The sequence below is a fragment of the Gammaproteobacteria bacterium genome, assembly GCA_013697705.1.
Lineage (GTDB): Bacteria > Pseudomonadota > Gammaproteobacteria > UBA6002 > UBA6002 > UBA6002.
Genome location: JACCWJ010000001.1, coordinates 33,103 through 45,234, shown reverse-complemented (window position 1 = coordinate 45,234; position 12,132 = coordinate 33,103). Strand labels below are relative to the sequence as shown.

At 39.1% G+C, this 12,132-nt stretch carries 7 protein-coding genes; 4 read left to right on the top strand and 3 right to left on the bottom strand.

All coding sequences use genetic code 11. The annotated features are described in order from the left end of the window. Window positions 1-213: 213 nt before the first annotated feature. From H0U71_00160 to H0U71_00150, 3 genes are all read right to left on the bottom strand, one after another. Entirely contained in the window at window positions 214-801 is a 588-nt protein-coding gene (locus tag H0U71_00160) for an AAA family ATPase (protein ID MBA2653465.1), read from the bottom strand. 5 nt (window positions 802-806) lie between these two features. Further along, window positions 807-1,631 carry an outer membrane beta-barrel protein gene (locus H0U71_00155; GenBank protein MBA2653464.1) on the bottom strand — a complete coding sequence of 275 codons (825 nt, stop codon included), beginning with the start codon at window positions 1,629-1,631 and terminating at the stop codon, window positions 807-809. Between the two features lie 425 nt (window positions 1,632-2,056). Then, complete coding sequence (locus tag H0U71_00150; protein ID MBA2653463.1) at window positions 2,057-3,646, bottom strand: DEAD/DEAH box helicase; 1,590 nt, start codon at window positions 3,644-3,646, stop codon at window positions 2,057-2,059. Between the two features lie 301 nt (window positions 3,647-3,947). On the opposite strand from H0U71_00150, the gene H0U71_00145 reads away from it, so the two are divergent. The 4 genes from H0U71_00145 to H0U71_00130 all read left to right on the top strand — a co-directional run bounded on the left by H0U71_00145 (window position 3,948) and on the right by H0U71_00130 (window position 12,125). After that, the gene (locus H0U71_00145; protein MBA2653462.1) at window positions 3,948-5,867 is read left to right on the top strand and encodes an ankyrin repeat domain-containing protein; all 1,920 of its coding nucleotides are present in this window, start codon (window positions 3,948-3,950) and stop codon (window positions 5,865-5,867) included. Between the two features lie 48 nt (window positions 5,868-5,915). After that, window positions 5,916-7,841: an ankyrin repeat domain-containing protein gene (locus H0U71_00140; protein ID MBA2653461.1), complete on the top strand. Its 1,926-nt coding sequence runs from the start codon at window positions 5,916-5,918 to the stop codon at window positions 7,839-7,841. A 213-nt stretch (window positions 7,842-8,054) separates the two neighbouring features. Continuing rightward, on the top strand, window positions 8,055-9,926 hold the full coding sequence (locus tag H0U71_00135) for an ankyrin repeat domain-containing protein (GenBank protein ID MBA2653460.1): 1,872 nt from the start codon (window positions 8,055-8,057) through the stop codon (window positions 9,924-9,926). A gap of 108 nt (window positions 9,927-10,034) precedes the next feature. Then, window positions 10,035-12,125, top strand: a complete 2,091-nt coding sequence (locus tag H0U71_00130) for an ankyrin repeat domain-containing protein (GenBank protein ID MBA2653459.1) — start codon at window positions 10,035-10,037, stop codon at window positions 12,123-12,125. Window positions 12,126-12,132 lie beyond the last annotated feature (7 nt).

Genomic DNA, 12,132 nt, shown 5'->3' with positions numbered 1-12,132 from the left:
CGTGGAAGGGTGGGTCGCGGGACGACGTGGAAGGGTGGGTCGCGGGACGACGTGGAAGGGTTGGTCGCGGGACGAGTGGGTCGCGGACGACGTGGAAGGGTTGGTCGCGGACGACGAGAAGGGCGTGTCGCGGTCGATAGGGGTGGATCCGCAGGACACGAAGAAAGATGGGTCGCGAGATGCCGTCGTAGTGGAGGATGCGTTCCCCTTAGGTTATAGGAACTCTAAAATTGCTTGGTTGATTTTTGCTATTCGTTCTTCGCGGTTTCCCCAGATTTCTACTAATTTCGGGGGATTTGGGGGCATCACATCATAGGCGTTTTCATAGTAAATTTTTTTGAAGATATCATCGACTTCGATACGGTATTGTCTATCGGTGGGTCTAATGCCATCTTCTTCAAAAGCGACCGGGTGCTTCTCTGTAATGGGAACAAATAAAAGGATATCGATAAAAGACAAAGCTTCTTTCACTGGTGTCACAAAACTCTCAATGAAAGTATCATCAATGTCTGTTTCACGGTAATTGGCGGTATATTTAGAATATGCAATATAATCAACAGGGCATCGATCAAAAATAACATCACAGGTATTAGCGCAATACTGCTTAGCTCGGCTGATGCTGTAATACAATTGCAATCCATTGCAAAATCGTGTTGATTCCTTGCCAAATTTAATATTGTAGTAATCGCGTAGTGCGCGATAGGGTTCTTCTTCGTGTATATAATTGGGAAACGCTTGTACAAAGTCATTGACCATCGTACTTTTACCAACCGAATGTGTTCCTGAAACAGCGATTCTCATTGGTATTAAATGGCGTATTTTAAGAAAACAAAACCTTCATTACTTCTAAAATCCCCCTGCCAAGGCGATACTTTTTGAGACAGGATCTCATTAATAACAAAGTCATTGCTGTTAAATCTGCCGCCGTCAAAATAACGGTAACCCACGCCTGCATGCCAATTTTGACCACTTACTAGTTCAAGGCCTGCATTTAATTGCCAAGCAAAGGCAGATTTCGTTTCCTCTAACATGATCGACGACACCGGTGCTAGAAATGCATTGGGGTCATCGCCTAATACCGAATGGAAATTTTCGACGGTGTTATAAGCAATACCTAACCCTGCTCCGATAAAGGGTTGAATGAATGCAGAGCGCCCAACATGCAGGGTGAGGCAATCAGAGAGGCCTGCAGCATAAAGGGTGAGATTGAACATAATACTAGTGTCTTGAAAATCAAAGTACCTTGTTTTAGTGCCTAAAAAATTAGGAGTGTCGGCACTGGGAGGGGTTTGAAATTTTTGATATTCAAATGATGGACGGCGTATTACTGAAAAGTCGGCGCCCAGGAGAGGATTAATCTGATATCCGATAGCTGCCCCATAGAACTCCGAACAACCTAAGTCATTGCCATAGCCTTGAATTGCCGCATCCCATATGCGTGGATCCACATTTATATCAGTGTATCTTGAATGAGAGCACCCTGTTTCTAACTTGAAATAAAGTTGGTTTCCTTGGGGGCAGCAATAACTGCGTGGATCAAAACAGGGGGAGGGTGTGTGAGCGGTAACTGCTTCATAGAACATTAAAAAACCTAATCCACACAGAAAACCGCAGGCAACAGTTTTTTTCATATAGCCTCCCTGATAAAAAGGATTATTTTAGCTAAATGGTTGGCTTTTAGCTATTATTACTTAACGGTCTTATAATCTATACTTTAAATTAAAAGGAGGTTGGAATATGAAATATATTATAGCGTGGCTCTTAGGCGTACCTCTTGTGATCCTTCTCTTGATCTGGTTGTTTTCACACATATTTTAAGTGATACACTAAGCTTATAGCCGTGTAAGACATCTCTTACAGGCATGGGGAATTATCTAGCACAGGAATTAGGTGGGATGTCCTCTATTCACAAGAGGATGAGTTTTCTAGAATGTGCTCACTGGCTTTTGTGATGGCCCTTGATCAGCAGATGGATGAATCAGCCCAAGGGAGATCACAAAGGCCAGACCAACCTTCGATCTCCCACCTTATTTAATCCGTATAAAAATTACTGAACTTAACTACGATGTGCATAACCACCTGGTTTGCTCGGGCGTGTTTTACGAGGGCCCTTAGTGAAAGGTTTGTCAGCACGATCGCTGCTGCGATCACCCAGTGTTAACGATTTTCTGGGTTTTGCTGTGCGCCCATCAGAATTAGAGGTTCTTGGACCGCGTGGTCCGCGTTCATCAGAGCTGAATGATCTGCCGCCGCGAGGGCTGCGTTCATCGGAGCTAGAAGATCTTGGTCCGCGTGGTCCGCGTTCATCGGAGCTGAATGATCTGCCGCCGCGAGGGCTGCGCTCATCAGAGCTAGAGGATCTGCCTCTGCGGTCATCAGAGTTAAATGATCTGCCTTCTCTTGAACCACGGTCGTTTGAGCCAAAGGATTTACCACCGCGGAAATTTCCCCCTTGGCCGTATGATCTTCCTGAACGTTTTCTATCTGTACTACGTGGCTCTTCTATATAGACTTCAGTAGAGGGTTCTCTGTTTTGATCAATAACATCAAGCTTACTGCCTACATCTCGCTCAAGTGAGCTAATATGTCGACGTTCATCGCGAGTTGCAATTGTGACTGCAACGCCGGGTTTTCCAGCGCGGCCAGTACGTCCAACTCTATGGATATAGTCATCAGAACAGCGTGGTAAGTCGTAATTAATAACATAGCTAATGTCTTTTACGTCAATGCCGCGAGAAGCAATATCGGTTGCCACTAAATATTGAGTAGATCCTTCACTGAATCTTTCGAGTGATTTTTTTCGTACACGTTGTTTTAAGTCGCCATGGAGTGCTAATGCGCTGTGGCCCTGAGATCGAAGGTGATCGGCAATTTTATCAGCGCCCATTTTTGTGGCGGTAAAGATAATGCCTTTAAAAACGGATTCACCCACCAATAAATTTTCCAGGAAGGTAATTTTTTGCTGTTGACTATTAGCAATAAATAACTGTTGTTTAATTTGTGTTGGAATCATTTTAGGTTTTGATAAATCCACTACGGTAGGGTTATTAAGCAGATAACCTACGGAGCTGATTAATTTTTTATTCATTGTGGCGGTAAAAAGTAAGGTTTGTTTCTTGGCGGGAGTAGATTTCGCAATTAATTTTACGTCATCAATAAATCCCATATCTAACATGCGATCTGCTTCATCTAATATGAACATTTCGATTGCTGAAAGATTAATTCGATTATTGCGTAAGTGATCAATCAAGCGTCCTGGTGTAGCAACAATAATATCGGGCGAGCGAGAAAGCATTCTTTCTTGCTCTCGATAAGAAGCGCCGCCAATGATGCTCGCTGTATTAGGTCTAATTAATTGACCGTATTTTCTAATGGCTTGCGTGATTTGATCTGCAAGTTCACGAGTAGGGGTAAGGATTAATATACGAGGCAATTGTTGCTTTTTACTTTCTGCTAGCATATGAAGCATAGGTAATACAAAAGCAGCGGTTTTTCCAGAACCCGTTTCCGTGGCACCGATAACATCTTGGCCATTTAATATAAGTGGAATCGTTTTAGCTTGGATTTCTGTAGGCTGCTTATAGCCGCAAGCATCGATAGATTTAAAAATTTGGGCATTGAGATTTAAAGCAGAAAATGTATTCATTTCTTCTCCGAATATTGGTAGTGCCTCTTTGGGGTCACTCTATTATTCGAAATAAGAAACCCGTACAAGTAAGCTAAATTTAATGTTTAACTATCTATAATACCACCCCCTGATCTAATAAGAAACTTATTAATAAACCTATTTTTTGGCGGGCAAAGGGCTTGCAGGCGATTGCTTTGGCAAAATCGTAGCTCAACTTTAAGTTCTTAATATTATTTTAATATAAGGGTGTTACAAGAGTTCTCTCGGATGAATTGGATAATTAACAATTATAGTGAGTAATTTACGAATGATAAATAGTATGGAATACAAACCTTTAGTTGAGACCCTAGTCACCCAGCTTCTAATTGTAGCTGTGGAAAAGCGTATAGATATTAATTTTTATCTCCAGGGAAGTCTTAAATCAGTGATCATCGCATTCAGGCCTGAAGCCAGAAAGATAATAGAAAGTTTGCAATTGATTAGTAAGAATTTTAATCAAAGCCAAAGTCAATCTCTTTCTAATAAAGTGGGGAGTGAATTTTTAACAGAGCTAGAAAAGGTAAAAAAACATTTTGATGAATTCATCGGTGAGAAAGCTACCCCACCGAGCGCGGAGTCTCCTGAATCGAATAATAATAATACACAACGGTTTTCTTTTTTTGAATCTAGGCTAACAACGATGCCTTCACCTCTTGAGTTAATAAAAGAGTTACAGAAGCCACCTCAACTCGAAGCCAAAATTAAAAATTCTTTAAATATTCAACTGCGCCAAATTTTTTTGGTGATATTAGAGGAGCGCTCTAAAACAATATCACTTCACATACTATTATCTTGTGCGTGCATAACAGGTAATGTGGCAGTAGCGAGAGAGTTGATTAAAAAAAATGCTGACGTTGATAAGATCATAATAGATTTCCTTGATAATAAAACGCCACTTCATTTGGCGAGTCAATATGGCCACAATGAGCTGGTAAAGTTATTAATAAATAATTCCAAGAAAAAATTTCTGGATGAGGCCAGTATGAATCTATTGGATAAGGATAAAAACACACCGTTACATATTGCTGTTCAATTTTGTCAGTATGAGGTTGTCAATACATTGGCAGATGTTGTGGGTCTCAAAATAGAATCTAAAAACTCGGATAAAGAAACTGCGCTTGGTATGGCTATAAAACAAAACAATCCTTGCGTAAAGATATTGCTAGGAACACCGCAACGTATTAGTCAAGCGCGAAGTATATTGAGTCTAAATTGGTTGGTGCAAAATAATGCCTGGGAAGTTTTATGTCTCCTTTATAAAGAAGGGCCTCCTTCACAATATCAGGTGAACTGTGTGGAAGAGGGCTTTACCCTTATCCATTCTGCCGTTTCTCACAATAACACTGAAATGGTTCGGTATCTTGTCAACGTACCGGGCGCTGAATGTGATGTAACAATGCCTGGGCTCGGAACACCTTTGGAATGCGCGATAGACAGCAGTGCTCACAACGAGATTGTGACATTGCTAGCAAAGAAAACGGAAAATAAGTCTATTTTCGAAGCCCAAAATTTATTTGAAAATGCCATTTTAAATCAGAATTTTTCACTACTTCGAGTAATTGAAAATCGCACACCTCAGCTTTTACCAAATCATTTTAAGTCAAAAAATGACAAGGTGAACTATATCTCAATTATCAAAGCTACACTTGATGAATTTAAAGATAGTATGCGTATATGGGGTGGAGACGTTGAGAGTCTGCCAGTTGTATTGATAAAGTTATTTGAAGATTTCAAGATTAAGAATTCGTCTCCTGACGTTGATCAATTACTTCAAGCTGCATTAAGTTATGCATCAGATGAGCCAGTTAACATCGAAGGATTGGTAATCCTCTATATGAAACAACGTGAAGAAGCTAAGAGACCTAAAAAATATCTTGCAATTGCCCGCTCTCAGGAGACAAGACCTGGCTATGGCACTATTGGAAGCATACACAACAACGATGATGATGAACGCAGGAAATTTTTGAAACTCCTACAGTTTGTAGTGTTTAAATTTATGCTAATTAAAACGGCTCTAAGTTTTGATGATCTACGATCAGATGAATATTTGGATATAGTGCCCCTCTTAAGTGGAACGGATATTAAAATCATTGATTATGTGAGGAGGTTAATCGATGCACCACTCTTGATTAATCTTGCAAATAACAACAACAATAATGATTACGATAACAACAACGTTACAAGTCGGATGACCATCTAATCCATAAGGACTGGTATTTTTTTTTATTAAATAAATTGGAGCAAATAAATGACATTAAACGACGAATACCGGTCTCTTCAGGATATATTGATTCCGCAACTCTTGACTAAGGCAGTGGAATTTAGAGTAAGTGCTTACCCTGATTTTGATCTTGCGAAAAATGAATTAGGAGAAGATGCAAAAGCCAAATTAGAAATGCTTGCTCAGCTTCGCGACGATATAGCTCAAATTCGACTTCCAACCAAGGATCAAGAAGCGGATTTTACTAAACGATTTGAACAAATAAAAATATCTTTTCAGCCAAAGAGGCCCGCAGAAATAGTAAGAGATTTTGTGGGCAAAGATATTGCTTTTTTCCGCCCAAGATTGAATCTCTTACCTGTGGGCTTACAAGAGATTTTACAGGCTGGAAAGAAGCAGCCTTCCCCGATAAAATTGGAGCATAAAAGTTTTTTTGAACTTCAGCTAAGAGAGCTTTTTAGTTTATTGAGGCTGACTAATTCAAACAGACCGAATGATATATTATTGAGGCAGAAGAATTCATACAGACCGATGGATATCTTATTGTTCTGTGCATGTGTAGTAGGCAATGTTGAGGCTGTAAAGCAGCTGATCGAAAACAACGCTAACGTCAACTGTATATTAAAAAGCATGTTGGATGGCAAAACTCCGCTTCATTTCGCCGCTGAGTATGGTTGCGATGAGATCATAACATTATTGTTAAAAAAGGGCGCTGCTGTAAATGCTCAAGATAATGATGGTAATACACCCCTGCATTTAGCTGTCAAATTTTCTAAGTATCCAGCTATTTATAACTTGATTCAAGCTGACCATATCAAGTTAAATATGCAAAAAACATGGAAAAAAACACCTTTAATGATTGCTGCAGAGCATGCGGACAGAACTAGCGCAAATTTATTATTAACATCACCTCGGCAATCGTTGGATGAAGCGAGAAATATTTTGGACCTTCATTGGTTGGCAAGTACAAATGCCTGGGACATGCTGTGCGTACTTTATAAAGTAAATGAAACCAGAAATATTTTGGACCTTCATCAGGTGGCAAGTACAAAAGCATGGGACATGCTGACCATGCTTTATAAAGCAAATTATCCTTCGAGCGACTCGGTGAATGCAGAAAAAAATGGATTCACGCCCTTGCATGCCGCTATTCATCACAATAATTTCAAAATGGTTCAATTTATTGCTAAATCATGGGACATAGATTTTGAGCGGAAAACAGATAGTCATGATTCACCTTTAGCCTTTGCTGTGAGGTGTGGAGCTGATAATGAAATTGTGACATTACTAGCAGAGAAAACCCGACAAAAGACCATTTTCAAAAAGCTAGATCTAGTTGAGCATGCCATTTTAACTCAGAATTTTGCGCTGTTAAGAGTAATTGAAAACAATACTCCTGATCTTTTGCCGCAGCTTGATCATACATCTGATAATGACCAAATCAATTATGTTGCAATTATCGCCACTAAACTAAAGGAATTTGAAGGCAATCAGAAAATTTGGGGACTAGACACAGACAAGTTACAATCTGCTTTAAAAGAGCAGCTCGAGCATTTTGAGGAGCAGGTACCTGTTTGCGTAGCTACTGTTGAATTGCGGTATAGAGCTAAGGAAGCTATAAAATCAGGCACTTTTCACATGGTTGATGAAGTGGTTGCTTTATATAAAAGCATAAAAGAAAATCTTCCCTTCGCTAGGCCTGAGATTGTGCATTCAGCTTTTTTCAAACTTATGGAGTTTATGGTTTATAAATGTAAGCTAATTCAAACTGTCGCAAATATGGATACGGACTCAGCCGAGTTTTCTGAAGTAACAGGCCTTTTAAGCGAAGCTGATTTAAAAATCATTGCTGACTACCGAGGACAAGTAACTGCCGCACTTTTAAATTCTGACCAAGCTGTTTGTAGTGATGCCGAAGAAGAGGATGTCAACAACAATAACATGAGGCCATAATTATAGCCGGGTAAAAACAAGGAAGGGGTCAGATCTCAAATTGCTAATTGACAAGGGGTCAGATATCAAAATGCTATTTGTTTGAATCATCAGAAATTCAAACAAATAGCATTTTGATATCTGACCCCTTGTCGAACAAATGGCAATTTGATATCTGACCCCTTGTCTGACCCCTCGTCAGGGAAGGGGTCACAAAAAAATGCAGGATAAGTAATGACATTGAAGCCAGAACACAACTCTATTCTAAATACACTCATCCCTCAGCTTATGATTATGGCTATGGGGGATCGTTTATATGTAGGTGGTTTTCTTGAGCCTTATTTTAATAAATGGGGGGGTGGGACATTGGGGCAGGTAGCCACAGATGTACTCCACTCACTTCAAGAGCTGTGCAATGAGATTCAAGGAATTCAAGCTTCTGCCAGAGGAGGTTTAGATGAAAAACATGAGGATAATTTTGACCATAAATTAAAAATTATTAAAGCGAGTGTTATTCTCGAAACAATTCCCGAAGATAAGGTCAAATCGCTTAAGGAATTAACCCGTAACTATATTGCTCGCAACGTTTCTTTTTTTCCGCAAGAAAGGCCAAAGGATTTACAAGAATTCATGGCATACGCGAGAATTAAAAATGGAGCAGCTCCTTTCAAAAATAAAAAGCAAACATTTGAGCTACAAACTAATTTAAGAATTTTTTTTGATGCATTAGAGAAATTTGGCTCCTTCTCAAATGTTAATGACATATTATTGTTTGGCGCCTGTATAGCTGGCAATGTTGAAATAGCAGAGCAACTAATTGAAGCTAATACTCATATTCATGAAAGTGTACCCGGGTTCACGAATTTTGAAACGCCACTTCATATAGCAAGTCGGTATGGTCATACTGCCATTGTTAAATTGTTGTTAAAAAAAGGGGTTAATGTAAATCTGGAACATTGTGGAGATACACCATTGCATCGTGCTGTTAAATATTCCCAGTACGAGGTTATCGATACCTTAACCGATGCGCTTGAGATTAATTTAAATGTTATGAACAGAAGTCATCAAACGCCTCTCAAGATGGCGGCTGAGCAACACAACTTGTTAAGCGCAGTTCTCTTACTCAAATCTCCTGACCAATTTCATCAGGCACGCGCTGTGTTTACCCTACACTGGCTGGCCAGAAATAATGTATGGCAACTCCTATGCTTGCTTTATAAAAAGTGTAATCTAATTCCCGAGGATGTAACGAGTTGGGAGGACGGGTTAACTGCACTTCATGCGGCAATATTAAGCAATAATATTAACATGGTGAAATATATTGTCGATTTACCAGGTATCCGGTTTGACCTAGAAAGTGATTGCCGACGAGGCCCACTAGAGTATGCCATAAATGAAGATGTTGATAATGAAATTGTGGCATTACTGGCGAAAAAGACACCCCCAGAGTTAATGCCTAAAAAGTTAGATTTAGTCGAGCGTGCCATTTTAACGCAGAATTTTGCAATGCTCAGAGTAATAGAAAATCAAATGCCCCGTCTTTTGCCGAGGATATACTATAAATCATCTAATGATAGAGTTAATTATTTGGCAATTATTAAGTCCATGCTTTCTGAGTTTCCTGAATTCGAAAAAATTTGGAATGAAAAAACCACGCTAAAAGACGCTTTTCAGGGGCTAATTAATGATTTCGTAGGTAAGCATAAGATCATTCCGAATTTGAATTGGGATGATAAAGCTCAACACTTTGTGAAGTTGGATTCGCCTGCGTTAATTAGTGAGGTAGTTGCCTGGTATTCCAGCTTCAAAGAAGAAATTCCGATCAATCATACTTATGATATACATTTGAATTTTTCTAAACTGTTAAAGTTTTTTGTATTCAAATGTAAGTTTGTTCAAACTTTTTCGCATATGAATGTCACAGCAAAAGACAGTGACGCACTAGCGTTGCTTTTAAGTCAAGGTGACAGGATTATCAGTGCGAACGTGCAGCAATCGGCTCGACTATACCCTACTAATTTAAAGAATGAGAAAGAATTAAATTCGACCGATAACAATAACAATAACAATAACAATAACACTCCTATACCGAGACCATTTTACTAATGTAATGACTACATTAGTTATATTTTATAGCATCTTTAAAACCTGGAAGTTAATGTGTGCCCATTTAACTAGCAAATTCATTAGTCACTAAAATGCGAGAATTAAGAAATGATATTAAACCAAGAACATAAATCTCAGCTAAGTACACTCATCCCCCAGCTTATGATTATGGCCATCGATAGGGTTTTGGCTATGGGGGATAATTCATATACTAAATTTGAGTTTCTTAGATATCAGGTTAGAAAATGGGGGGAGGAGGGGGTATTGGAGCCGGAAGCCACAAGTATACTAGCCTCGCTTGAACATCTGTGCTCGGGTATTTTTTCTGCAATTGCAATTTCCAGAGGCAGAGCAAATTTAGATGAAAATCAGCGAGCTAATTTCAATCATGAGTTGAAAAGAATCAAAGCGACGCTTATTTTGGCAACCATTCCTAACTATAGTGTCCTAACTTTAATGGAATTAGCAGGTAACTATATAGCTGATAACTTTACTTTTTTTGCGAATAAAATCCACACTAAAGACCTACAAGAATTCGTAAAGAATATTAGAACTAAAAAACAACCAGCTCTTCTCAAAAATAAAACCAAGTCAGTAGAGCTCGAAAGAAAAATTGCAAATTGTCTACCTACGCACTTGAATGCCTTTTTTAATGCGTTACAAGCACCAGGTTTCCTATCAAGATTAAATGACATCTTATTATTTGGCGCATGTATAGCTGGAAACATTGAGGTGGCAACGCAATTAATTGTATCCAATGCCCACCTTAATGAAATTGTAGCTTATTCCGATTTTGGAGCGCCACTTCATGTAGCTAGTCAGTATGGCCATATTCCGCTTATTGAATTGTTACTAACAAAAGGCGCTCAGGTAAATTTGCAAGATGAAGATCAAAATACTGCTTTGCATCGTGCTGTTGAATTTTGGCAGTACGATGTTATTGATGTCCTAACTAATGCGCCAGGGATTGATTTAAACATTATGAACGTGAGTTACAAAACGCCTCTAGGAGTGGCTGTTGAAGAACAAAACGAATTAAGCGTAATACGTTTACTCAAATCTCCTCACCAAGTCACACAGGCACAAGGTATAGTGACCCTAAACTGGTTGGCTAGGAATAATGCATGGCAGCTTCTTTGCTTTCTTTATAAAGATAAGAATCTAATTCCCCGGGAGGTCATCAGTTCAGAGGGCGGCGGTTTAACCGCACTTGAGGAAGCAATTTTCAACAGCAATATTGTCATGGTTAATTATATTACTGATTTACCAGGTTTCCACTATGCCGAAGCGAAGAGTGGCGGAAAAGCCCTTCTAGAGTATGCAATACAGCAACGTGTTGATAATAAAATTGTGACATTACTGGCACAAAAATCCCTCCCAGAATTTATGCCCGAAAAGGTAGATCTAGTTGAGTATGCGATTGTAACTCAGAATTTTGAGCTGTTAAGAGTAATTGAAACGAATGCATCTCAACTTTTGCCGAATACATATGATAAATCAGTTGATGATAGAGTTCACTATTTGGCCATTATTAAGGCATTACTTGCTCAATCTTCTGAATACGAAAAATGTTGGAATGAAGAATCTACCTTAAAAGATACTTTTCTGGCGCTAGTAAAAAATTTCGTGAGTAAATATGATGGCATTCTGCAGATGCCCTCTAGCATTGCAACCAAACAAGAAACCATTGATAGGGATGCCGCTATAGACATGCTCATTGAGGCTTTTCCGAATGATCCAAAATACGCGCATTTGAGGAATGCTAGAGAACAATCTTTGCAGCAGAAGAAGTCTAAAGCACCCCAGCTGGTTGAGTGGGAGGCTAAAGCACAACAACTTGCTCAGTTAGATTCGCCTAAACTTATTACTCAGTTAGTCGAGTGGCAACCCAGCATTAAAGAAAAAATCTCATACGCTCAGTCTCCCGAAATGTATAGAGATTTTTCCAAGCTTATACAGTTTGTAGTATTTAAATATAAATTTATTGAAACTTTGTCAGAGATGGATTTTGCAACAAAAGAGTTAGCTAAGATCGCGAGTCCAGCTGATAGGATGCGTGCAGTTGAGGTGCGAGTATCCGCCAATGTGAAAAGTATGCATGAATTAAGTTTGGCAGATAACAATAACAATAACAATAACAATAGTTTTTACGACGACAACAATAATAATAACAACAATTTTAGAGGGATGAAATTTTAATCGAAAG

Coding starts and splice junctions, on each gene's coding strand:
- H0U71_00130 (MBA2653459.1), top strand. CDS start 10,035: ATGATATTAAACCAAGAACATAAATCTCAGCTAAGTACACTCATCCCC.
- H0U71_00140 (MBA2653461.1), top strand. CDS start 5,916: ATGACATTAAACGACGAATACCGGTCTCTTCAGGATATATTGATTCCG.
- H0U71_00150 (MBA2653463.1), bottom strand. CDS start 3,646: ATGAATACATTTTCTGCTTTAAATCTCAATGCCCAAATTTTTAAATCT.
- H0U71_00160 (MBA2653465.1), bottom strand. CDS start 801: ATGAGAATCGCTGTTTCAGGAACACATTCGGTTGGTAAAAGTACGATG.
- H0U71_00155 (MBA2653464.1), bottom strand. CDS start 1,631: ATGAAAAAAACTGTTGCCTGCGGTTTTCTGTGTGGATTAGGTTTTTTA.
- H0U71_00135 (MBA2653460.1), top strand. CDS start 8,055: ATGACATTGAAGCCAGAACACAACTCTATTCTAAATACACTCATCCCT.
- H0U71_00145 (MBA2653462.1), top strand. CDS start 3,948: ATGGAATACAAACCTTTAGTTGAGACCCTAGTCACCCAGCTTCTAATT.